This window comes from Chromobacterium sp. W521, assembly GCF_052805975.1.
The window spans coordinates 138854-161970 of sequence record NZ_JBRBAF010000003.1; the positions used below are offsets into that span (position 1 = coordinate 138854).

Consider the following 23117-nt stretch of genomic DNA (forward strand, 5'->3'; position numbering starts at 1 on the left):
TCCTCTGTAATGCAAGCAGATTTGATTGTGTACATTATCAAACGACAGGGCAAGTTTTTTTTTGCGAATGGCGGCGGCGAGCGCAAAAAAAGCCCGCTGACGCGGGCGGGTTTCGGCGAGCGGACGGAGCCTTCAGAGCCGGTAGAAGCAACGGGCGCAAACCGCGCGGTAGCGGGCGTTGCCACCGATTTCCACCTGAGGGCCTTCCTTGACGCGGCGGCCGTCGGCGTCGATGCGGATGTGCATGGTGGCTTTTTTGCCACATTCGCAAATGGTCTTGATCTCTTCGATTTCGTCGGCCAGGGCCAGCAGCATGCCGGAGCCGGGGAAGGGTTCGCCGCGGAAGTCGGTGCGCAGGCCAAAGCAGATCACCGGAATGTTGCGGGTGTGAGCCAGCTCGTGCAGCTGATGCACTTGTTCCGGCGTGATGAACTGGGCTTCGTCTATCAAGATGCAGGCGGTCTGTCCGAAGTCCTCGGCCAGGAAGTTCAGTTCCGGCGAGAAGGTGCGGGCGTCGCGCTGCAGATTAAGGCGCGAGGTGATTTTGCCGAAGCCGTAACGGTCGTCCATGGCGCTGGTGAACAGCGCCACGGTCTTGCCCATGGATTCGTAGTTGTTGGCGATTTGCAGCAACTGGGTGCTTTTGCCGCTGTTCATCGCGGCGTAGCGGAAAAAGAGTTTTGCCATCGATGGGTTCTCGGTGGGGCTTAAAGGTCGCCGCCGGTTTCCAGCACATAGCTGGCGCCGGCGTCTTGCGCCAGATGCTGGGCGAGGTAGGGCAGCACTTCGCGCAGCGTCTGCGGCAGCGTCCACGGCGCGTTGAGGATGAACATGCCGCTGCCGTGCATGCCGAAGCCGTCGCTGGACGGCTTTTGCACATGCAATTCGGCGCGCAGCCAGTTCTTGGCGCCCAGCTTCTTCATTTCCTTGGGCAGTTCCTTCATCTCCGCGCGCTGCAGGCAGGGATACCAGACGGCGTAGACCCCGGTGGCGAAGCGCTTCAGGCTTTCTTTCAGAGCGGTGATTACGTGCTGGTAGTCGCGTTTGTCCTCGTAGGGCGGGTCGATCAGCACCAGCGCGCGGCGCGGCGGTGGCGGCAGAATCGCCTTGATCGCCTCGAAGCCGTTGGCCTGCTGGATTTGCACGCGGCGGCCGGCGTCGGCGAAGGTGTCGGCCAGCAACTGGTGATCGGTGGGGTGCAGTTCGAACAGGCGCAGCTTGTCGCTGGCCGGCATCACTTCCGCCGCGCACCACGGCGAGCCGGGGTAGAGCTTGAGTTCGCCGTCGGCGTTCAGCGTGCGCACTACCTCGACGTAGTTGGCGACCGCTTCCGGCAGATCGTCGCGCCGCCACAGCCGGGCGATGCCGGATTCGAATTCGGCGTTCTTGGTGGCGTAGCCTTCCACCAGCGAGTAAGCGCCGGCGCCGGCATGGGTGTCGATATACCAATAGGGCTTGGCTTTCTGGCCCAGGTAGTTCAGGAGTTCGATCTGGATCAGATGCTTGAGCACATCGGCGTGGTTGCCGGCGTGAAAGGCGTGGCGGTAACTGAGCATGGCTGCGGGATATGGCGTTTGTCAGCCGCGGATTGTACCGGATTCGGCGTGGCCGCGCAGCGCGTCCTCCAGCGCGGCGCGCCAGCCCAGCTGTTCCGCCAGCCGCATGAAGTCGTCCGCCGGCGGCGCTTGCAGCAAGAGCGGCTGGCCGCTGTCCGGGTGGCTCAGTTGCATGGCGACGCAGGCCAGCAGCAGGCGCCGGCTGCCGAAATGTTCGGCGAACATGCGGTTGTGCCGGCCCTTGCCGTGGGTGGCGTCGCCGATGATGGGGTGGGCGATGTGCTTCAGGTGGCGGCGCAACTGGTGGCGGCGGCCAGTGTGCGGCGTCAACTCCAGCAGGCTGTAACGGCTGCTGGGGTAGCGTTCCACTTCTATCGGCAGTTCGATGCGCGCCAGCGTGCGGTAGTCGGTGACGGCGGCCTGCGGCGCGGTGTCCACGGTCTCGCCTATCCATTCCAGGTCGTCCGGGCGCCGGCTGAGCGGGTAGTCGATATGGCCGGCGTCGTCGGTGTGGCCGCGGACCACGGCGATATAGCGCTTGTCCACCTGCTGGCGTTCGAATTGCCAGCTCATCTCGCGGCACATGTCCTTGTCCAGCGCGAACAGCAGCACGCCGGAAGTCCCCTTGTCCAGCCTGTGCACCGGGTAGACGCGCTGGCCGATCTGGTCGCGCAGCAACTGCACGGCGAAGCGAGTTTCGTTGCGGTCCAGCGCGGTGCGGTGCACCAGCAGGCCGGAGGGCTTATGGATGGCGATCAGGCGGTCGTCGCGGTAGAGAATGGGCAGCATGGAGCGGGTGTAAACGGGTGGGGAGGCCGGCATTGTAGGCGCTGGCGGGCCGCTTTGGAAGGCGGGCGATGCCGCTGTGCTGTAGTTTTATGTCTTGCGCTTCGATTACGCGAAAACAACAAGGTTTTGGCATGCTATTGGCGTTTTTGTGCGCGGGCTCGGGCTTTGCCGGCTTTCGTTGCGACATGATATTTCAAAGTAGAGAGGAAGTTGTTTACAGTCCATGGGTGCGTCATTACAATTCGGCGCGCTCAAACAAGAATGACAGGGCGGCGTCTGTGCCGATTGCGATCCCGTTTGCCACGGGATTGCGGCAGGACCGCATCCGCGCAACCTGGCGTGTAGTTGCGACGCTACATGACGAGGGGCTGGCGGACGCTTTGCTTCGCTGCACGGCACGGGAACCACAGGGGGTGATCGGCGTGCGGGTTGACCAACAAACTCCATAGAGTCATAGAGATGAAAATCCAGCTGAAACGAATGAGCTTTGCCGTAGCGGCAGCGGTGCTGTCCACCTCCGCCTTCGCCAAAGAGTTCTCGCCCGCCGTGGTTTACGACATGGCAGGCAAGTTTGACAAGAGCTTCAACGAATCCGCGTACAACGGCGCCGAGCGTTTCAAGAAGGAATTCAAGATCAACTACCGCGACGGTCAGATCGCGTCCGAAGCCCAGAAAGAGCAGCTGCTGCGCAATATGGCGCGCCGCGACGCCGACATCGTGGTGGCGATCGGCTTCTCCTTCACCCAGGCGGTGGAAACCGTTGCCAAGGAATTCCCCAAGGTCAAGTTCACTCTGATCGACGCGGTGGCCAAAGGTTCCAACGTGCAGAGCATTGTGTTCAAGGAACAGGAAGGCGCCTTCCTGACCGGCGTGGCCGCGGCGATGGCGTCCAAGAGCGGCAAGGTGGGCTTTGTCGGCGGCATGGACGTGCCGCTGATCCGCGCCTTCGGCTGTGGCTATGTGCAGGGCGTCAAGTTCACCAACAAGAACGCCAGCGTGATCCAGAACATGACCGGCACCACTCCGCAGGCCTTTAACGACCCGGCGCGCGGCACTGAGCTGGCCAAGAGCCAGTTCGACCGCGGCGTGGACGTGGTGTTCGCCGCGGCCGGCGGCACCGGTCTGGGCGTGCTGCAAGCCGCCAAGGCCGCCGGCAAGTACTCCATCGGTGTGGACAGCAACCAGAACCACCTGTACCCGGGTTCGGTGCTGACTTCCATGGTCAAGCGCGTGGACGTGGCGGTGTTCAACACCTTCAAGGACGCCAAGAACGGCTCCTGGAAGCCGGAAGTCAAGATTCTGGGCCTGAAGGAAGCCGGCGTGGATTGGGCGCTGGACGCCAACAACCGCAAAGTGATCACTCCGGCGATGGAGAAGAAGATCAACGCGGCCAAGGCCGACATCATCGGCGGCAAGATCAAGGTGGTGGATTACCGCTCCAACAACAGCTGCCCGGTGCAATAAGCTGAGTTGAGTTTTCCCTGATCCGTTTCGGGGACGCAGGCACGATGAACTTCATCGTGCCTGTTTGTTCATGCCGGAGCGGAATCAGACTGACCCTAACCAGGGAATATGAATAAGCATGACCGAGTTTGCCATTGAGCTGGCGGGCATCAACAAGAGTTTTGGTGCCGTCAAAGCCAACCGCGACGTCTCGATGAAAATCGCCAAGGGCACTGTCCATGGCGTCATCGGCGAAAACGGGGCCGGTAAATCCACGTTGATGAGCATTCTGTACGGCTATTACCAGGCCGACAGCGGCGCCATCCGGGTGAACGGCAAGGAAGCGCCGATCCGCAACAGCCAGGAAGCCATTGAGCTGGGAATCGGCATGGTGCATCAGCATTTCATGCTGGTGGACACCTTTACCGTGCTGGAGAACATCGTGCTGGGCGCCGAAGGCGGCCTGGTGCTGAAAAAAGGGCTGGACGAGGCCCGCGAGCATCTGAAAGAGCTCAACCGCAATTACTCGCTGGAGGTGGATCCGGACGCGCTGGTGGGCGATCTGGGCGTGGGCCTGCAGCAAAGGGTGGAAATCCTCAAGGCTTTGTACCGCGGCGCCGACGTGCTGATCCTGGACGAGCCCACCGCGGTGCTGACGCCGCAGGAGGCGGACCACCTGTTCCACATCCTGCGTTCGCTGAAGGCGCAGGGCAAGACCGTGATCCTGATCACCCACAAGCTGCGGGAGGTGATGGACATCACCGACGGCGTCAGCGTGATGCGCGCCGGCACCGTGGTGGCCAACGTCGCCACCTGTGACGTGGACAAGGAAAAGCTGGCGGACCTGATGGTGGGCCGCAAGGTCAGCCTGAAAGTGGACAAGGCCGAGCGCGAGCCGGGCGCGGCGGTGCTCAGCGTCAAGAATCTGTGCCTGACCGACGCGCGCGGGGTCAAGCTGCTGGATCAACTGAATTTCGAAGTGCGAGCCGGAGAGATCGTCGGCATTGCCGGCGTGTCCGGCAACGGCCAATCCGAGCTATTGGAAGTGCTGGCCGGCATGCAGGAGCCTAGCGCCGGCGAGATGGCCTACAAGGGCGAGGATTTGCTGCGCCGCCGTTGCGGGGCTCAGCCGCGCGCCGCGCTTTACCGCAAGCTGGGCATTGCCCACGTGCCGGAAGACCGCTCGCGCGAAGGCCTGGTCAAGGCTTTCTCCAGTTATGAAAACGCCATCCTAGGCTATCACGGCGAAACCGGCCTGGGCCGCGGGCCGTGGTACTCGCGCAAGCGGCTGTTGGCGCGCACCCGGGACTTCATTCAGCAATTCGATATTCGTCCGGGCAACCCGCTGCTGCGCGTGGGCCTGCTTTCCGGCGGCAACCAGCAGAAAGTGGTGCTGGCGCGTGAAATCCACGCCAACCCCGACCTGCTGCTGATCGGCCAGCCGACGCGCGGCGTGGACATCGGCGCGATTGAATTCATTCACAAGCGGCTGGTGGAACTGCGAGACGAGGGCAAGGCCATTTTGCTGGTCTCGGTTGAACTAGAAGAAATCCTGGCGCTGGCCGACCGCATCCTGGTCATGGCCGGCGGACAGATCACCGGCGAAGTGGCGGCCAAGGACGCCGACACCATTTCGCTGGGCCTGCTGATGGGGGGGCACAAGCATTGAAATTCGGACAACCTTCCACCTTGCCGCGCTGGGCGCAGCTGACGGTGCTGCCGGCGCTTAATCTATTGGCGGCCTTGCTGGTAACGGGCCTGGTCACCTGGTTGATAGGCGAAGACCCTTGGGAATGCCTGAAGCTGCTGATCAACGGTGCTTTCGGCTACGGCGAGGGCATAGGCTACACCCTGTTCTACACCACCGGCTTCATCTTCACCGGCCTGGCGGTGGCCACCGCCTTCCACGCCGGTCTGTTCAATATCGGCGGCGAGGGCCAGACCTACCTGGCCGGCCTGGGCGTCACTCTGGTGGTGCTGGGCTTCGACCACAGCCTGCCGCCGGCGGTGCTGGTGCCGCTGGCCATTCTGGCGGCGATGGGCTTCGGCGCGGCCTGGGCATTTGTGCCGGGCTGGCTGCAGGCCAAGCGGGGCAGCCACATCGTGGTGACCACCATCATGTTCAACTTCATTGCTTACTCCTTGATGTTGTACCTGATCAGCCATCATTTGATCGAAGCCGGTTCCCAGAACCCGACCACGCGCGAATTCGGCCAGGCGGCCTGGATTCCCGCCATCCATGAATTGGCGGCGCGCTTTGGCGTGGAGATTCCCACCTCGCCGCTGAACCTGACTTTCGTGATGTCCTTGCTGGCCGCCGCGCTGTTCTACCTGGTGGTGTGGCATAGCCGCTGGGGCTTCGAACTGCGCACCGTGGGCACCAGCGAACCGGCCGCCCGCTACGCCGGCATGAGCGTCAGCCGCGTCATCATTATCGCCATGTGCGTGTCCGGCGCGCTGTCCGGTCTGGCCGCGGTCAACGAGCTGATGGGCTCCGCCCACCGGATGAACGTGATGTTCACCAACGGCGTCGGTTTCGTCGGCATCGCCGTGGCGCTGATGGGCCGAAACCACCCGGTGGGCATTATCTTGTCCGCGCTGTTGTTTGGCGCCTTGACCCAGGGCGGCTCCGATCTGTCCTTCGAGAAGCCGATGATCACCCGCGAGATGATCATCTTCATTCAGGGTCTGATCATCCTGTTCTGCGGCGCGTTGGAAAACCTGTTCGAGCCGTTCATCGCCGGCCTGTTCAAGCGCAAGGACGACAAATAATGGAAATCTTCTTCAGTCTGCTCGATTCCACGCTGCGCGTGGCCACACCGTTGATCCTGGCCGCGATGGCCGGCATGTTCTCCGAGCGCTCCGGCGTGGTGGATATCAGCCTGGAAGGCAAGATGCTGGTGGCGGCTTTCGCCGCCGCCGCGGCGGCTTTCGCCACCCACAACCCGTGGATAGGCATGGCCTGCGGCATTGCCGCCTCGGTGGCGATGGCGATGATCCACGCTTTTGTGTCGGTCACGTATAACGGCAACCAGCTGATTTCCGGCATGGCGCTCAACACCGTCGCCTCCGGCATCACCCCGGTGTTGGGCCTGGCCTGGTTCCAGCAGGGCGGCAACACCCCGCAGCTGCCGGACGAGGGGCGTTTCCACGAGATCGCGCTGCCGTTCGCCCATGAGCTACGCGACGTGCCGCTGCTGGGCCAGCTGTACAGCAAGCTGCTGTCCGGCCATAGCATCCTGGTGTATCTGACCTTATTCTTGATTGTGCCGCTGGTGACCTGGGTGCTGTACAAGAGCCGCTTTGGTCTGCGTCTGCGCGCGGTGGGGGAGAACCCGCACGCGGCGGACACCGCCGGCATCTCGGTGGCCAAGGTGCGCTACACCGCCTTGTTCTGGGGCGGCGTGCTGTGCGGCATTGCCGGCACCTATCTGTCCGTGTACCAGACCGGCAGCTTCATCAAGGAAATGACCGCGGGCAAGGGCTTCCTGGCGCTGGCCGCGCTGATCTTCGGCAAGTGGAAACCGCTGCCGGCGGTGCTGGGCTGCCTGGTGTTCGCTTTTGCCGACGCCATCCAGATCCGCCTGGAAGGCGTGGCGCTGCCAGGTATCGGCCAGATCCCGTCGCAAGCGATCGCGGTCATCCCCTATGTGCTGACTGTGTTGCTGCTGGCGGGCTTCGTTGGCCGGGCGGTGGCGCCCAAAGCGATAGGCATACCTTTCGTCAAGAGCCGTTAACCGGCTTTTGAGACAGGCTAGAAACCGCCAGCGGGCTTTGCCCCTGGCGGTTTTTTGTTTTATATCGCATACGGGAACCTTGCCGTCGTTTGTTATTCATAGTGATTCCCAATATCAATTGCCCATTGTGTTGCCTGGCAGTTGTTCAGAAAATTTGAATCTTTTGCGCTAATAATTTCGCTATGACGGCAATGGCCGCGCTTTTATGATTAACGGGCATGACAGGTTTTAATTTGCCGCTCATTTGTAATAAGGAATTCGATGCAACGCTACAGTCCCACACAGATTGCCTTGCACTGGCTGATTGCGCTGTTGATCATTGCCGCCCTGATCATGGGCTGGTACTTCAACAGCATGCAGATTACATCGCCGGCCAGCTTCAAACTGAAAGCCTCTTTGATCGCCTGGCACAAATGGGTGGGTATCAGCGTGCTGGCGCTGGCTGTGCTGCGCCTGATCTGGCGCGCCCGTCGCGGCGCGCCGGTGCCTTTGCCGGGGCAGCCGGCCTGGCAGCTTAAAGCCGCCGGGCTGATTCATTTGTTGTTGTACGCCTTGATGCTGGCGATGCCGCTGGTGGGCTGGCTGATGAGCTCCGCCAAAGGCTACCCGGTCGTGTGGTTCAACCTGGTGCAATTGCCGGACCTGGTGGAAAAGAACGAGGCGCTGGGCCATGTGCTGGGCTGGAGCCACGCGCTGATGGCGTACGCCATCGTCGCCATCGTCGGCCTGCACGCGCTGGCGGCCTTGAAACATCACTTTATCGATCGCGACGCCACGCTGGCGCGGATGCTGCCGTCCTGTCGCAAAGGAGATCCTCAAGCATGAAATTTCTGACTTCTCTCGCCCTGAGCGCCGCCGTGGCGCTGGCCATGGCGCCTGCTCAGGCCGCGCAAACCCTGAACGCGGCCAAGAGCACGCTGGGCTTTACCTTCAAGCAAATGAACGTGCCGACCGAAGGCCGCTTCAAGAGTTTCGCCGCCAACGTCAGTTTCGACGCGGCCAAGCCGGAGGCCACCAAGGCGGTGTTCACCGTGGACCTGGGCAGCGTGGACGTGGGCAGCGCCGACGGCAATACCACCGTGCGCGGCGCGTCCTTCTTCAATATCGCCAGCCTGCCCAAGGCGACTTTCACCGCAAAATCGGTCAAGGCCTTGGGCGGCGGCAAGTTCGAAACCCGAGGCACCTTGAGCCTGAAGGGCATTAGCCGCGAGGTGGTGTCCACCTTCACCGCCGCCAGCGCAGGGAATGAGACCACGCTGCAAGGTAGCTTCCCGCTGAACCGTCTGCAATTCAAAGTGGGCGACGGCGCTTGGGACGACACCGAAGCGATCGCCGACCTGGTGACCGTCAAATACAAATTCGTTCTGACCGGCAAGTGATCTTGCCTTTCCTTACCCTGGAGAAAACCGACGTGACGACCAAAATGAAAACTCTGTTTGCCGCCGTGATGACGTTGGGTGTGCTGGGCAGCGCGCAAGCCGCCCCGGTCACTTACGAAGTGGACAGCTCGCACACCCATGCCGGCTACTCGCTGAGCCACCTGGGCTTCTCTACGCTGAGCGGCCGCTTCAACGACACCAAGGGCACCGTGGTGCTGGACCAGGCCAAGAAAACCGGCTCGGTGGACATCGTGATCAAGACCGCCAGCCACGACAGCGGCTGGGCGGCGCGCGACAAGCACATCGCCAGCCCGGATTTCCTGGACGTTGAAAAGTACCCCACCATCACGTTCAAATCCGACAAGTTCACCTTCAACGGCGACAAGCTGGCGGCGGTGGACGGCCAACTGAGCCTGCACGGCGTGACCAAGCCGGTGACGCTGACCGTGACCAACTTCAAGTGCGTGGATTCCCATCCGATGGCCAAGAAGCCGTGGTGCGGTGCTGACGCTACCGCCACCATCAAGCGCAGCGAGTTCGGCGTTGGTGCTTATGTGCCGGCGGTGGGCGACGATCTGCAATTGACCATTGCCATCGAAGCCGGCAAGAAGTAAGCGGATTCGATAAAGCGCCGGAACCCGTGTCCGGCGTCAAAAAAACCCGAGTCGAAGGACTCGGGTTTTTTCATGCCGGCGACACCGTTCAGGTCAGGCTTAGCACGATGGGGGCCAGCCAGTCGGACAGCCACATCACCAACAAGGGGCTGATCACGGTCATGCCGCCGAACACCGTCCAGGGCAGGCGCGCTTCCGGCTGACGGCGCATCACGAACAACAGCGCGCGGTAACCGGCGTAGCTGACGACCATGATCAGAGGCGGGGCCATCAGGTAGGACAGCAGCGGCCGCCAATCCAGCAGCCGCGAAAAAGCGACGATGCCAAGATGCAGGCTGAGCTGGCTGGCCATCAGCGCCGCCAGCTGCGGCTGGCGTTCGGGGAAGGCCAGGCCAAGCCGGCTGACTTTCAGGCTGCTGGCGGACCATAGCACGGCCGCGATGCCCAGCCAGGCGTAGGCGTAGCAGAAGGGCAGCAGCACCGGCGACAAGGCGGTGAGGAAAGGGTCCGCGCGGAAGATCAGCGCCAGGATGAAGAAAGACGACGCGAAGCACAGCTGGGCGATGCCGTCGCGGCTGGCGATCAGCCGCCACAGAATGTGCAGATAGAACAGCGCGACCAGGGAGAGCAGAAACCAACCAGTGGGCGTTGCCGTCATTGAACCTCCAACACGCGAGTCAGCGCGGCGGACACTTGCTCGCCTATCTGGGCCAGGTAGTGGGTGTGCATGTCGAAGGTGAAGCGTTGCGGATCGTCCGACGCCAGGGCCAGCAGGCCGAAGGCCTGGCCCTGGCCGTCGCGCAGCGCCAGTTGAGCGAAGGACTGCAGCACGGGCGCGGCGGGGAACCAGGCCAGCACGTCGTCGTTGACGTAGGGGCCGCAATAGGGCGCGGAGAGATTGCGCGCCAACGCGGCCACCTCGCTGCGGGCGTCGTAGGCCGGGCCGGCGGATTCCGCCGCCGGATGCCATAGCCGCAACGCCACGCGCTTCAGCTTGAAATGCTCGGCGAAGCAGGCGGGCAGCGCGTTCAGCACGTCTTGCAGACTCCGGCAGGCCTGAAGCGTCAGCCCCAGTTGATGAGCGCTGGCGATGATGCGGTCGTTGGCTTCGCTGTGGCGGATCAATTGCTGCAAGCGGGACTCCAACTGCCGGTTGCGGTCCTTCAGGTCCAGCATTTGGCGTTCCGCCAGCGAGACCACCACGCGGTCTTGCGGCGCGCCGCCCGGCTTCAGGCCAAGCCTTTCGGCGTGATGGGCGAGAAAGTCCGGGTGTTGGTCCAAAAACGCCAGCACATCATCTGTCTGCATAATTCATAACCCCTTACGGCTGTGTTGTTGTTGCGAGCCCGCTGCCGCTCTGAGCCGAGCGGGCCGTTAAATCTCGATTTCGCCCTGGAACACTGTGACGGCGGGGCCGGTCATGGTTACCGCGGCGTCGTCGGCCGGCCATTCCACCGTCAGCTCGCCGCCCCGGGTGTGCACCCGCACGCGCCGGTCCAGCAGGCCGCGGCGGATGCCGGCCACCACCGCCGCGCAGGCGCCGGTGCCGCAGGCCAGCGTTTCGCCGGCGCCGCGTTCGAACACGCGCAGGCGGATTTCATCGCGCGCCACCACCTGCATGAAGCCGGCGTTGACCCGTTCCGGAAAGCGGGGATGGTTTTCGATGGCCGCGCCGAGGCGCGTCACGGGAGCCAGGGCTACATCTGCGACTACTTGCACCGCGTGGGGGTTCCCCATCGACACGACGCTGACCGACAAGGTCGCATCCTCGACTTGCAAATCGTGGCACACCGCCTCGCGCTCGGCCTGGAACGGAATCTCGTCCGGAGCGAATCGCGGCCGGCCCATGTCCACCCGCGCTTGTCCGTCTCCCAGGTATTCCGGCGCGATCACGCCCTTGGCGGTTTCCACCTGGATTCGTGATTTGGCGGTCAGGCCGCGGTCGGACACGAACTTGGCGAAGCAGCGCGCGCCGTTGCCGCATTGTTCCACCTCGCCGCCGTCGTTATTGAAGATGCGGTAGCGAAAATCGTTGTCCGGAGAGTGTGGAGGCTCCACCAGCAACAACTGATCGAAGCCGATGCCGAAGTGGCGATCGCCCAACTGACGGATACGTTCCGCGTTCAAGGGGACGGTTTGACTCACGCCGTCGACAACCATGAAGTCGTTGCCGAGGCCGTGCATTTTGGTGAAGTGCAATTTCATTGGCGCGCCAGATTCTGCGTGAACAATCGGCCCGTTGCCGGGCCGGCGGTCGGGCGGGGAGCCGTGCGCGCCAAAGCGCGGACGGGGCTCCGCCGCCAATAAGGCAGGTTAGCACAGTGGCGTAGATAGAGGTACAGGCGCGCGCTCAGGCGCTGGCCAGCGGCTTGCCGGGTGCGGCTTCGGTACCGGCGTAGGCCTGCAGGGCCGCGCTGGACGCGGCGGTTTGCGGCATGGCCTCGTCGCCGGTCAGGACGGCGGCGGCTTGCGCGTCGGAGGCGGCGGTCTGGCTGATATCGTCGATCAGCGAGCCGGACGAGGACGCTAGCGCATCTTGTCCGGTGGCCAGCTTGAGGGTGTCTTCGGCGGCGTCGCCGGGCTGGCTGAGCTTGAGCTGCATTTGCATCAGCAGCAGCCGTACCAGCGTGGCCATGTCCAGGCGGGGGCGGTCAGCCTGCGCCGGCTGTTGAGCCGGCTCAGGAGTGGCCGGCGCGGTCGCGGAGGGAGTGAAGGCTGTATCTGCTGGCGCTGTCGTCGCTTGAGCGGGGATGGGCGGCTGGAAGGAAGTGGAGTGAACTTTCATATCAGTGTGCGCAAGAGTCAATGAAACAGGCCCGGCGCAGGGCCGGGCCTGGGAAGATGGCGGGCTCAGCAAGCGCTGCTATTAGCCTGGTAGGCATTCAGCGCAGCCTGAACCTGGCCGCCGCCATGATGATGGTGGTGGCGATGATGAGCGGGCTGGCTCTGTTGCGAGTTGGCCTGCAAGTCCTGCTGCAATTGCTGGTAATCCTGCCGCGCCTGGTTGAGGTTGCTGCTGCTCAGGTCCTGACCCAGATTGCTGAACAGCGCGCTGGGCGAAGTGGCCGCCGAGGCGCCGGTCAGCGCGCTCAGCGCGTCGTCGGTATCGCCGTCGCTGGCGCCGCCGAGGCTGCTCATCTGCAACTGGCTCAGCATCTGATTGAACAGCAGGGTCATGTCGTTGCCGGCGCTGGCGGAGCTAGTGCTTGAACTGCTGCCGTCGCTGGCGACGCTGCCGTCGGTCTGCATGGAATTGATCAGGCTGGCGAAATCCTGGGCGCTGCCGCTGCTTGCGCCGGTGCCGCTGACTGCGCTCGCTTTGGGCAAGTTGGACTGCAGGCTGGCGAGCGCCTGCTGCGCGCCGCTGAGATTGCCTTGCCGCACATCGTTGATCATGGCCAGGAAATCTTGGTGGCGCTGCTGGTGAACGGCCCGCCGTTGTTGCCAGGCGTTGCCGCTGGCGTCGATGCCGCTTGTGTTGCTGACTGACATGGAGAATCTCCCGCAAAGTCTATGGTGGAGTGTCGGTCGTGAGCTTCACGGAGCAGCTCGACTCCCATTCGCCGCCCCGGTTTCGACGTTTGCCGGCACGGGCGGCAATCCATGCCGCTGTGGCGGACAGGATTGCCGCAAAGCGGCGGGTTTAGCCTGTTATCGCGTCAAAACAAGGGTTTGGCTAGCGGGTAGATGCAAGCGGCGTGCCAGCGGGCAGGCGAGATTCTGTTAATTTCCATTAGGTGTCCTGCTGGGAATGGATGGTCTTGATATAAACAAATCAGCCCTCTAAATCGCCGGGATGCCGCCATGCGTTTTGCCATTACCTTGTCCGACCGCTTCAAGCCGGTGCTGGACGTCTTCCTGCATGCCGGCTGGCAGCCGTTGAAGCTGTTCTGCACCCCGGTGGACCATCGCATGCATCACCACAAGGAGTCATTGGAGGCGGCGGAGCGCTTGGGCGTGCCGGTGCAATTGTCGCGGATGCGCGAACGCGATTTGCTGGAGCTGGCCGAGCAGGACTGCGAAGCCTTGCTGGTGGCCAGTTACAACTGGCGGGTGCCGGACTGGGAGCCTTATCTGAATTACGCGGTCAACTTCCATCCGTCGCCGCTGCCCATCGGCCGCGGGCCTTACCCCATGGTGAGGGCGATTCTGGACGGTCATCGGCAATGGGGCTGCAGCTGCCACCAATTGACTCGGGAAATGGACGCCGGCGATGTGCTGGCGCAGGAACAGTTCGCGCTGAGGCCGGACGAAACCCATGAATCGCTGGACGCGAAACTGCAACTGGCGCTGTACCGGCTGGCCGGGCGGGTGGCCGGCGACTTCGCTTCTTTGTGGGAGCAGGCGCAGCCGCAAGGAGAGGGCAGCAGCTACTGGCCGCTGTGGAGGGACGAAGAGAGGATGCTGGATTTCAATCTGTCGGTGGAAGACATCATGCGCCGCGTCCGGGCCTTTGGCGATTTCGAATGCATGGCCACGGTCAACGGCGTCACCGTGCACGTGCACCGCGCCCAAGGCTGGCGCGAGAGCCACGCCTACCCGCCGGGGTCCTTGATTTTGTCCAATGCGCTGAGCCTCTTGGTGGCCGCCGCCGACGGCATGGTGCTGATCAGCGAATGGAGCTTGAACCCGCCCGGCGGCGTTAGCGGCCGCTTGCGTGGGTGAGGCGCGGCCCTTCGGCCGCGCCTGTTCCCATCTTATTTCTTCACGTTAAAGGCTTCCAGCGCCGCCCGCGCCGCGGCGGCGATCACTTCGTCGCTGTGCTTGGCTTCTTTCTTGGCGTGCTTGGTGTAGACCGCCAGCACGATGGGCGCGCGCTTGGGCGGCCAGATCACCGCGAAGTCGTTGGCGGTGCCGTAAACGCCGCAAGTGCCGGTTTTGTCCCCCACTTCCCAGCCGGCCGGCACCGCGGCGCGGATTCTGGCGTTGCCGGTGGTGTTGCCCTTCAGCCAGTCCGCCAGCTGTTGGCGTTGCGGTTCAGGCAGCGCCTTGCCCAGCGCCAGTTTTTGCGCGCTTTCCGCCACCGCTTTGGGCGTGGAGGTGTCGCGCGGGTCGCCGGGGATGGCGGAGTTCAGTTCCGGCTCCAGACGATCCAGGCGGAAGCTGGCGTCGCCGATGGAGCGCATGAAGGCGGTCAGCGCGGCGGGGCCGTTGATTTCCTTGAGCAGCAGATTGGCCGCGCCGTTGTCGCTGTATTGCACGGAGGCGGCGTTGAGCTCGGCCACGGTCATGCCGCTTGCTTGGTGTTTGCTGGTAATCGGGGACCAATTAGGCAGAGCCGTCTTGCTGTAGCGGATGCGTTTGTCCAGCAGGCCGGGTTTTTCTTGGCTTTGCGCCAGCACTCCCGCCGCCAGAAAGCCTTTGAAAGAGCTGCACAGGGGAAAGCGTTCGTTGGGACGGTTGGCCACGGTGGCGCCGGAGCCGGTGTCGATGGCGTAGACGCCGATGCTGCCGCCAAAGTCGCGTTCCAGTTTGGCCAGCTTGTCGGCGGCGACGGCGAGCGGATCGGCGGCCACGGCCTGGGTCAGCGGTGCGGCCAGCGATGCGAATAAAATCAGATGCTTGAACATGGTTTTGCTCCTTTTGCCTGGTTGGAAAGTGTGGCGCTATCCTGATGGCGAAGGGGTGGGCTGTAAATCGCGAAAACTGTAACTTGTGTAACTGTATGAGGCGGACCGGGGATTGAGGCGGGGGCATTAGAACCTGTTTTCAACGCTGTATCGGCGACGCGTAACGGATCGTAAACAGGTTTTGGAGGCGGCGAGTTCATTGCCGGCTTGAGCCGCTTGCGCGTTGGGCGATGGAGGACTAGCCCGGCGTGCTGGACAATGTTCGCGAGAAGGCGGCCACGGCCTTGAACCATGCCGTGTGAGAGGGAGGGCGCGGGCTGATCTTGCAATCTCGCGACCCACGGTGAAACGGCGCGCTGCTGGAACAGGCGAAGCCCAGAAACCGCTGGGGGGTATCGCCTACGGCTCCTCCCGCCCTGGGTGCGGCCGCGTGCTACGGGGCGGGCGTCGTCTCTTGCCAGCCGCCGCCCAGCGCGGCGATTAGCGCCACGCTGCTGGCGTATTGCCGGTTTTTCACGTTCCACAGCGTGGTTTCCGCGTTGATGCGGCCGCTTTGCGCGCTCAGCACATTGAGGTAGCTGACGGTGCCGGCGCGGTATTGATTCAGCGCGATGGTTTCCGCGCGCCGGGCGGCGTCCAGCGCGGCTTGTTGGGAGGCTGCTTCCTCGCCCAGCAATCTTTGAGCGGCCAGATTGTCTTCCACGCTCTGGAAGGCGGACAGCACGGCCAGGCGGTAGCCGGCCACGCTGGCGTCGTAGGCGGCGATGGCTTGTTCTTTCTGGGCGCTGCGCAGGCCGGCGTCGAACAGGCTGAGCGCCAGCGCCGGGCCCAGCGACCAGACTCGGTTGGGCAGGCTGACCCAGTCGGCGAAGCTGGCGCCGCGGTAGCCGCCGCTGGCGGACAGGGTGAGGGTGGGGAAGAAGGCGGCCTGAGCCACGCCGATTTGGGCGTTGGCCTGCGCCACCGCGCGTTCCGCGGCGGCGATGTCCGGGCGGCGCTCCAGCAGTTGCGAGGGCAGGCCGGCGGGGATGCTGGGCAAGCGCGGTTCGGCGCCGGCCGCCGGCAGGCTGAAGCTGGCCGGTGTCTGGCCCAGCGCGGCGGCGATGGCGTGTTCCAGCTGGGCGCGGGTCAGCTGCTTGTCCGCCCGCTGCGCCTGAGCGCTTTGCCATTGGCTTTCGGCCTGGGCCACGTTGGCGTCGGAAACGATGCCGGCCTGATATTGATTGCGGGTCAGCTTCAGCGTTTCCGCCAGCGCTTGTTCATTGGCCTGTAGTTGCCGCAGTTGCAGGTCGGCGACGCTGATCTGCAGATAAGCTGTGGCCAGCTGCGCCTGGGTGCTGAGGCGTATCGCCGCCAGTTGCGCGGCGCTGGCTTGGGCTTTGGCGGAACCGGCTTCCACCGAACGGCGCAGGCCGCCCCACAGGTCCAGTTCCCAACTGGCGTTGGCGCTCAGATTGTAGCTGGTGGAAGCGGATTGGCCGGGGGCGTTGACGCCGCGGCTTTGGCCTGCGTTGAGCCCCAGGCTGGGGAACAGCCCGGCTTCGGCCTGTTTCAGTAGCGCCTGGGCCTGACGGTATTGCGCTTCGGCCTGGGCGATGCTGGGGTTTTGCCGGTTCAGAGTGTCCATCAGCTGGTCTAGCCGCGGGTCTTGATAGATGCGCCACCAGTCGCCGCGGGGCAGGGCATCCTGCGGTTGGGCGCTTTTCCAGCGGCCATCCTCTTTATAGGCCGCCGGCAGGTCCAGCTTGGGCTTGGCGTAGTCCGGGCCCAGCGCGCAGCCGGCCAACAGCAGCGCGCAGGCCAGCGTAAGGCTTAGTGTTTTCATGGGTTTCATTCCTCGGCTCCGCGGTTCAGCGCGGCGCGCGCGGGCCGCCAGCGGCGGCACCACAGCCGGAAGCGGTCCAGATACAGGTAAACGACGGGTGTGGTGTACAGGGTCAGCAGTTGGCTGAGCAGCAGGCCGCCAACGATGGAGATGCCCAGCGGCGTGCGCAGCTCGGCGCCGTCGCCGCGGCCCAGAGCAAGCGGCAGCGCGCCGAACAGCGCGGCCAGCGTGGTCATCATGATGGGGCGGAAGCGCAGCAGGCAGGCCTGGCGTATCGCCTGTTCCGGCGTTTGTCCCTGTTCGCGCTCGGCGCTGAGCGCGAAGTCTATCATCATGATGGCGTTCTTTTTGACGATGCCGATCAGGAGCAGCACGCCTATCAGCGCGATGACATTGAATTCGCCGCCGGTGGCGATGATGGCGAGCAGGGCGCCGACGCCGGCCGAGGGCAGGGTGGAGAGAATGGTGACGGGATGCACCACGCTTTCGTAGAGTATGCCCAGCACGATGTAGACGGCGATCAGCGCGGCCAGGATCAGCAGCGGCTGGCTGTCCAGCGAGGCCTGGAAGGTTTTGGCGCTGCCCTGGAAGCTGCCGTGGATGCTGCTGGGCAGGCCGACGCCGGCCAGCGCCTGGTTGATGGCGTCGGTGGCGTCGGACAGCGCGGCGCCCGGCGGCAGGTTGAAGGAGACGGTGGCGGCGGCGAACTGGCTTTGGTGGTTGACCGACAGCGCGGTGTTGCCGGGCGCCCAGCGGGCGACGGCGGACAGCGGGGTGGGCTGGCCTCCCGGCGTTTGCAGGAAGATGCTGTCCAACCCGTCCGGCCCTTGCCAGTATTGCGGAGCCACTTCCATCACCACGCGGTATTGGTTGAGCGCGTTGTAGATGGTGGAGACCTGGCGCTGGCCGAAGGCGTCGTTGAGCGCGGCGTCCACCTGGGCTTGGGTCAGGCCCAGCCGCGCCATGGCGTCGCGGTCGAAGACCAGCGTGGTTTGCAGGCCTTTGACTTCCTGGTCGGTGTTGACGTCGGCCAACATGGGCAGCTTCATCAGCGCTTGCTGGACTTTGGGCGTCCATTCGCGCAATTGGGTCAGATCGTCGCCTTGCAGGGTGTATTGGTACTGGGCGTTGCTGGCGCGGCCGCCGATGCGGATGTCCTGCACCGCCTGCAGGAAGAGCTGGGCGCCGGGTTCGCGCGCCAGGGTTTTGCGCAGGCGGGCGATGACTTGGTCCGAGCTTTCCTTGCGTTGGCTCAGCGGCTTGAGGCTGACGAACATATTGGCGCTGTTGCGCTGGCCGCCGCCGGTGAAGCCGAGCACGGTGTCCACCGCCGGGTCACGGCCCACCACGGTGATGAAGCGCTGCAGCTTTTGCTGCATGGCCTGGAAGGAGATGTTCTGGTCCGCGCGTATCATGCCGTTGAGCCGCCCGGTGTCCTGCTGCGGGAAGAAACCCTTGGGTACCGCCAGGTAGAGGTAGACGTTGAGGCCTATGGTGGCGGCCAGGATCAGCATCATCAGCGGGCCGTGGCGCAAGGCCCAGTCCAGGCTGCGGCGGTAGCCGTCCAGCATGGCGTCGAAGACGCGCTCGCTCCATTGAAACAGCCGGCCGGGAGGCCGTTCTTCGCGTGGTTTGAGCCAGCGCGCGCAGAGCATGGGCGTGGTGGTCAGCGAGACCAGCAGGGACACCAGGATGGCCACGGACAGGGTGACGGCGAATTCGCGGAACAGCCGGCCGATGACGCCGCCCATCAGCAGGATGGGGAGGAAGACGGCGATCAGCGAGACGCTCATGGACAGCACGGTGAAGCCGACTTCGCGCGCGCCGCGCAAAGCGGCCTGCATCGGTTTCATGCCGTCTTCGATGTGGCGGGCGATGTTTTCCAGCACCACGATGGTGTCGTCGACGACGAAGCCGGTGGCGATGGTCAGCGCCATCAGGCTGAGGTTGTTGAGAGAGAAGCCGGCCAGGTACATCACGGCGAAGGCGCCCACTAGCGATACCGGCACGGTGATGGCGGGAATGGCGGTGGCGCGGCCGTTGCGCAGGAACAGGAAGACCACCAGGATCACCAGGGCCACCGAGATCAGCAGCGAACGCTCCACTTCCTGCAGCGAGGCGCGGATGGTGGGGCTGCGGTCCATCACCACTTGCATCTTGATGGCGGCGGGGATGGAGGCTTGCAGCTGCGGCAGCAGCGCCTTGACCCGGTCTATGGTTTCGATGATGTTGGCGCCGGGCTGGCGGAACAGCATCAGCATTACCGCCGGCTGCTGGCCCAGGAGGCCGGCGTTGCGCAGGTCCACTACGGAATCCTTGACCTCGGCCACGTCGGCGATGCGCACCGCGGCGCCGTGTTTGTAGCTGACGATCAACGGCAGGTAGTCGCTGGCCTTGGTGGCTTGGTCGTTGGCCTGCACCTGCCAGTGTCGTTCGTCGTTTTCCAGAAAGCCCTTGGGCCGGTTGGCGTTGGTGCCGGCGATGGCGGCGCGCACGGTTTCCATGCCGATGCCGTAATGATTGAGCTGGCGCGGGTTCAGCTCCACCCGCACCGCCGGCTGCGCGCCGCCGCCCACGTTGACGTCGCCTATGCCCTCCACCTGGGCCAGCTTCTGGCCGAGGATGGTGTCGGCTGCGTCGTACATTTGGCCGCGGCTCAGGCTGTCCGAGGTCAGCGCGATGATCATGATGGGCGCGTCGGCGGGGTTGACCTTGCGGTAGGTGGGGTTGGACGGCATGCCGGTGGGCAGCAGGGAGCGCGCGGCGTTGATGGCGGCCTGCACGTCGCGCGCGGCGCCGTCGATGTCGCGGTCCAGCTCAAACTGCAAGGTGACGCGGGTGGACCCCAGCGAGCTGGACGAGGTCATTTCCGTGACGCCGGCGATGCGGCCCAGCGCTCGTTCCAGTGGAGTGGCCACGGTGGCGGCCATGGTTTCCGGGCTGGCGCCGGGCAGGCGCGCGCTGACGGAGATGGTGGGGAAATCCACTTGCGGCAGCGGCGACACCGGCAGCAGCTTGAAGGCCAGCAAGCCGGCCAGCAGGATGGCCAGGGTCAGCAGGGTGGTGGCCACCGGGCGGCGGATGAAGGGGGCGGAGGGGATCATGCCTCGCCCTCGGCGCTCAGTGCCGGCTTGGCCTTGCGGCGGAGGCGGCGCGCCAGCCGGTCAAAGGCCAGGTAGATCACCGGGGTGGTGAACAGGGTGAGCACTTGGCTGAGCAGCAGGCCGCCCACCATGGCCACGCCCAGCGGCTGGCGCAGTTCTGAGCCCATGCCGCCGCCCAGCATCAGCGGCAACGCGCCCAGCAGCGCGGCCATGGTGGTCATCAGGATGGGGCGGAAGCGCAGCAGGCAGGCCTGGTAGATGGCGTCGCGCGGGCTCATGCCGTGTTCGCGTTCGGCTTCCAGCGCGAAATCTATCATCATGATGGCGTTTTTCTTGACGATGCCGATCAACAGAATGATGCCGATGATGGCGATCACCGACAGATCGTTGCCGGACAAGAGCAGAGCCAGCAACGCGCCGATGCCGGCCGAGGGCAGGGTGGAGAGAATCGTGATGGGATGAATATAGCTTTCGTACAGCACGCCCAGCACGATGTACATGGTGACGATGGCGGCCAGGATCAGCCACAGGGTGTTGGACAGCGAGGCCTGGAAGGCCAGTGCCGCGCCCTGGAACTTGGTGTCTATGCTGGCCGGCAGGCCCAGCTCGGCCTCGGCCTGGCGGATGGCGTCCACCGCCGCGCCCAGCGAGGCCCCGGGGGCCAGGTTGAAGGACACGGTGGCGGTGGGGAATTGCCCCAGGTGGTTGATGGCGAGCGCGGCGGGGCGCTCCTCTATACTGGCCACCGCGTCCAGCGGCACCGGGCCGCCGTTGGCGGTGGGCACGTACAGGCTTTTCAGCGACAGCGGGTCTTGCTGGTGCTGAGGGTCCACTTCCAGCACCACGCGGTATTGGTTGGTCTGGGTGAAGATGGTGGAGATCAGCCGTTGGCCGAAGGCGTCGTACAGCGCGTTGTCGATGGCGGCGGTGCTGACGCCCAGCCGCGCGGCGGTGTCGCGGTTGATGTTGACGTAGGCCTGCAGGCCCTTGTCCTGCAAGTCGCTGGCCACGTCGGCCAACTGCGGCAGCCGGCGTAGCTTTTCCACCAGTTTGGGCGTCCAGGCGGACAGATCCTCGGCGCTGGTGGCTTGCAGCGTGAACTGGTACTGGGTGCGGCTGACGCGGGAGTCGATGGTCAGGTCCTGCACCGGCTGCAGGTAGAGCGCCATGCCCGGCACCGCGTCGGCCTGGTGTTGCAGCCTGCTCAGCACGGTGCGGATATCGTCGCGCTGTTCCTTGGGTTTGAGGTTGATCAGCAGCCGGCCGTTGTTGAGCGCGGCGTTATTGCCGTCCACGCCGATGAAGGAGGACAGGCTGTCCACCGCCGGGTCTTTGAGCAGCTGCTGCGCCAGCGCTTCCTGCTTGCGCGCCATGGCGCTGAAGGAGATGGACTGCGAGGCCTCGCTGACGCCCTGGATGGCGCCGGTGTCTTGCAGCGGAAAGAAGCCTTTGGGCATGGCCAGATAGAGCGCGGCGGTGAGCGCCACGGTGGCCAGCGCCACCAGCAGGGTGAGCGTCTGCCGCTCCAGCACCCAGGTCAGCATGCGGCCGTAGCGGGCGATCACCCGGTCGAAGAAGCGGCCGCTGGCGTGGTAGAAGCGGCCTTGCTTGTCTTCCGGCACGTGTTTGAGCAGGCGCGCGCACATCATCGGCGTCAGCGTCAGCGAGATGAAAGCCGAGATCAGGATGGACACCGCCAGGGTGACGGCGAATTCGCGGAACAGCCGGCCCACCACGTCGCCCATGAACAGGAGCGGAATCAGCACGGCGATCAGCGAGATGGTCAGCGAGATGATGGTGAAGCCTATCTGCTTGGAGCCCTTTAGCGCCGCGGCCATCGGCGTTTCGCCGTCTTCGATGTAACGCGCGATGTTTTCTATCATCACGATGGCATCGTCCACGACGAAGCCGGTGGCGATGGTCAGCGCCATCAAGGTGAGGTTGTTGATGGAGAAACCGGCCAGGTACATCACGCCGAAGGTGCCCACCAGGGACAGCGGCACCGCCACCGCGGGGATGACAGTGGCCGGCACATTGCGCAAAAACAGGAAGATCACCATCACCACCAGGGCGATGGCCAGCATCAGTTCGAATTCCACGTCCGCCACCGAGGCGCGTATGGTCACGGTTCGGTCGCTCAGCACCTTGACGTCCACCGCGCCGGGCAGGGTGTCGCTTAGCTGCGGCAGCAGGCTCTTGATGCGGTCAGCCACCTGGATGACGTTGGCGCCGGGCTGGCGCTGCACATTGAGAATGATGGCGGGAGTGGCGCCGGCCCAGGCGGCCAGGCGGATGTTTTCCGCCGAATCCACCACTTGGGCCACGTCGGACAAGCGGATGGGCGCGCCGTTGCGGTAGGCGATGATGACGCCGCGGTATTCATCGGCGGATTTGAGCTGATCGTTGCCGTCTATGGTGGAGGCCTGGTGCGGGCCATCGAAGCTGCCCTTGGCCTGGTTGACGTTGGCGCTGGCGATGGCCGTGCGCACGTCTTCCAGCGTCAGGCCCAGCGAGGCCAGCTGGCGCGGATTGGTCTGGATGCGCACCGCCGGGCGCTGGCCGCCGCTGATGCTGACCAGGCCCACGCCGGGCACTTGCGACAGCTTCTGCGCCAGCCGGGTGTCGACCAGGTCTTCCAGCTTGGTCAGTTGCAGCGTGGGCGAGGTGACGGCAATGGTCATGATGGGGGTGTCCGCCGGATTGACCTTGCTGTACACCGGTGGATTGGGCAGGTCGGACGGCAACAGGTTGCCGGCGGCGTTGATGGCCGCCTGCACTTCTTGTTCGGCCACATCCAGGCTGAGTTCCAGGCCGAACTGCAGTGTGATCACCGAGGCCCCACCGGAACTGGTGGACGACATCTGCGACAAGCCGGGCATCTGGCCAAACTGGCGTTCCAGCGGAGCGGTGATGGAGGAGGTGATCACTTCCGGGCTGGCGCCTGGGTATTGGGTGACCACCTGGATGGTGGGGTAGTCCACCTCCGGCAGGGCGGACACCGCCAGCATGCGCCAGGCGGCTAGGCCGGTAAGCAGAATGGCCACCATCAGCAAGGTGGTGGCCACCGGCCGCAAAATGAACAGGCGCGAGGGATTCATGC

Annotated in this window: 20 protein-coding genes; 8 read left to right on the forward strand and 12 right to left on the reverse strand. The window is 64.3% G+C overall.

The features are described 5' to 3' along the window. Positions 1-132: 132 nt before the first annotated feature. Genes ACUXV1_RS05340 through ACUXV1_RS05350 form a run of 3 tightly spaced genes read right to left on the reverse strand, consistent with a single transcriptional unit; the run spans position 133 to position 2345 of the window. Positions 133-687: a thymidine kinase gene (locus ACUXV1_RS05340; RefSeq protein ID WP_043592251.1), complete on the reverse strand. Its 555-nt coding sequence runs from the start codon at positions 685-687 to the stop codon at positions 133-135. A 20-nt stretch (positions 688-707) separates the two neighbouring features. Beyond that, on the reverse strand, positions 708-1556 hold the full coding sequence (locus tag ACUXV1_RS05345; RefSeq protein ID WP_043641603.1) for a 23S rRNA (adenine(2030)-N(6))-methyltransferase RlmJ: 849 nt from the start codon (positions 1554-1556) through the stop codon (positions 708-710). A gap of 21 nt (positions 1557-1577) precedes the next feature. Further along, positions 1578-2345: a tRNA pseudouridine(65) synthase TruC gene (locus ACUXV1_RS05350; RefSeq protein WP_081556166.1), complete on the reverse strand. Its 768-nt coding sequence runs from the start codon at positions 2343-2345 to the stop codon at positions 1578-1580. A gap of 459 nt (positions 2346-2804) precedes the next feature. Between ACUXV1_RS05350 and ACUXV1_RS05355 the strand changes: the two genes are divergently transcribed. From ACUXV1_RS05355 to ACUXV1_RS05385, 7 genes are all read left to right on the forward strand, one after another. Continuing rightward, positions 2805-3809, forward strand: a complete 1005-nt coding sequence (locus tag ACUXV1_RS05355) for a BMP family lipoprotein (RefSeq protein ID WP_107732355.1) — start codon at positions 2805-2807, stop codon at positions 3807-3809. A gap of 118 nt (positions 3810-3927) precedes the next feature. Next, the gene (locus ACUXV1_RS05360) at positions 3928-5457 is read left to right on the forward strand and encodes an ABC transporter ATP-binding protein (RefSeq protein WP_043641605.1); all 1530 of its coding nucleotides are present in this window, start codon (positions 3928-3930) and stop codon (positions 5455-5457) included. Next, positions 5454-6560: an ABC transporter permease gene (locus tag ACUXV1_RS05365; protein ID WP_039755570.1), complete on the forward strand. Its 1107-nt coding sequence runs from the start codon at positions 5454-5456 to the stop codon at positions 6558-6560. The genes ACUXV1_RS05360 and ACUXV1_RS05365 overlap by 4 nt, the downstream gene beginning before the upstream one ends. After that, the gene (locus ACUXV1_RS05370; protein ID WP_043641607.1) at positions 6560-7525 is read left to right on the forward strand and encodes an ABC transporter permease; all 966 of its coding nucleotides are present in this window, start codon (positions 6560-6562) and stop codon (positions 7523-7525) included. Before ACUXV1_RS05365 ends, ACUXV1_RS05370 begins: the two co-directional genes overlap by 1 nt. A gap of 261 nt (positions 7526-7786) precedes the next feature. Beyond that, positions 7787-8350 carry a cytochrome b gene (locus tag ACUXV1_RS05375; RefSeq protein WP_446014990.1) on the forward strand — a complete coding sequence of 188 codons (564 nt, stop codon included), beginning with the start codon at positions 7787-7789 and terminating at the stop codon, positions 8348-8350. Then, positions 8347-8904 (forward strand): YceI family protein, encoded by a 558-nt coding sequence (locus ACUXV1_RS05380; protein ID WP_446014991.1) that lies wholly within the window; start codon positions 8347-8349, stop codon positions 8902-8904. Before ACUXV1_RS05375 ends, ACUXV1_RS05380 begins: the two co-directional genes overlap by 4 nt. A gap of 44 nt (positions 8905-8948) precedes the next feature. Next, positions 8949-9518, forward strand: a complete 570-nt coding sequence (locus tag ACUXV1_RS05385) for a YceI family protein (protein ID WP_043641610.1) — start codon at positions 8949-8951, stop codon at positions 9516-9518. 88 nt (positions 9519-9606) lie between these two features. Here the strand turns inward: ACUXV1_RS05385 and ACUXV1_RS05390 are convergent, their stop codons facing one another. From ACUXV1_RS05390 to ACUXV1_RS05410, 5 genes are all read right to left on the reverse strand, one after another. Then, positions 9607-10176: a hypothetical protein gene (locus ACUXV1_RS05390; protein ID WP_446014992.1), complete on the reverse strand. Its 570-nt coding sequence runs from the start codon at positions 10174-10176 to the stop codon at positions 9607-9609. Further along, on the reverse strand, positions 10173-10826 hold the full coding sequence (locus ACUXV1_RS05395) for a DUF484 family protein (RefSeq protein ID WP_043641613.1): 654 nt from the start codon (positions 10824-10826) through the stop codon (positions 10173-10175). The genes ACUXV1_RS05390 and ACUXV1_RS05395 overlap by 4 nt, the downstream gene beginning before the upstream one ends. Before the next feature lie 66 nt (positions 10827-10892). Next, positions 10893-11723, reverse strand: a complete 831-nt coding sequence (gene dapF, locus ACUXV1_RS05400) for a diaminopimelate epimerase (RefSeq protein ID WP_081556163.1) — start codon at positions 11721-11723, stop codon at positions 10893-10895. A gap of 145 nt (positions 11724-11868) precedes the next feature. Further along, entirely contained in the window at positions 11869-12303 is a 435-nt protein-coding gene (locus ACUXV1_RS05405; RefSeq protein WP_446014993.1) for a hypothetical protein, read from the reverse strand. Between the two features lie 65 nt (positions 12304-12368). Then, positions 12369-13010 (reverse strand): hypothetical protein, encoded by a 642-nt coding sequence (locus ACUXV1_RS05410; protein ID WP_446014994.1) that lies wholly within the window; start codon positions 13008-13010, stop codon positions 12369-12371. Positions 13011-13322: 312 nt separating this feature from the next. Between ACUXV1_RS05410 and ACUXV1_RS05415 the strand changes: the two genes are divergently transcribed. Further along, positions 13323-14183 (forward strand): methionyl-tRNA formyltransferase, encoded by an 861-nt coding sequence (locus ACUXV1_RS05415; RefSeq protein WP_114153221.1) that lies wholly within the window; start codon positions 13323-13325, stop codon positions 14181-14183. A gap of 32 nt (positions 14184-14215) precedes the next feature. Here ACUXV1_RS05415 and blaCRH read toward each other — a convergent pair whose 3' ends face one another. The 4 genes from blaCRH to ACUXV1_RS05435 form a co-directional block, all read right to left on the reverse strand. Continuing rightward, positions 14216-15088 carry a CRH family carbapenem-hydrolyzing class A beta-lactamase gene (blaCRH, locus tag ACUXV1_RS05420; RefSeq protein ID WP_446014996.1) on the reverse strand — a complete coding sequence of 291 codons (873 nt, stop codon included), beginning with the start codon at positions 15086-15088 and terminating at the stop codon, positions 14216-14218. 433 nt (positions 15089-15521) lie between these two features. Continuing rightward, positions 15522-16913, reverse strand: a complete 1392-nt coding sequence (locus ACUXV1_RS05425; RefSeq protein WP_446014998.1) for an efflux transporter outer membrane subunit — start codon at positions 16911-16913, stop codon at positions 15522-15524. A 5-nt stretch (positions 16914-16918) separates the two neighbouring features. Then, positions 16919-20017 carry a multidrug efflux RND transporter permease subunit gene (locus tag ACUXV1_RS05430; RefSeq protein ID WP_446014999.1) on the reverse strand — a complete coding sequence of 1033 codons (3099 nt, stop codon included), beginning with the start codon at positions 20015-20017 and terminating at the stop codon, positions 16919-16921. Next, entirely contained in the window at positions 20014-23115 is a 3102-nt protein-coding gene (locus ACUXV1_RS05435; protein WP_446015000.1) for an MdtB/MuxB family multidrug efflux RND transporter permease subunit, read from the reverse strand. The genes ACUXV1_RS05430 and ACUXV1_RS05435 overlap by 4 nt, the downstream gene beginning before the upstream one ends. Positions 23116-23117 lie beyond the last annotated feature (2 nt).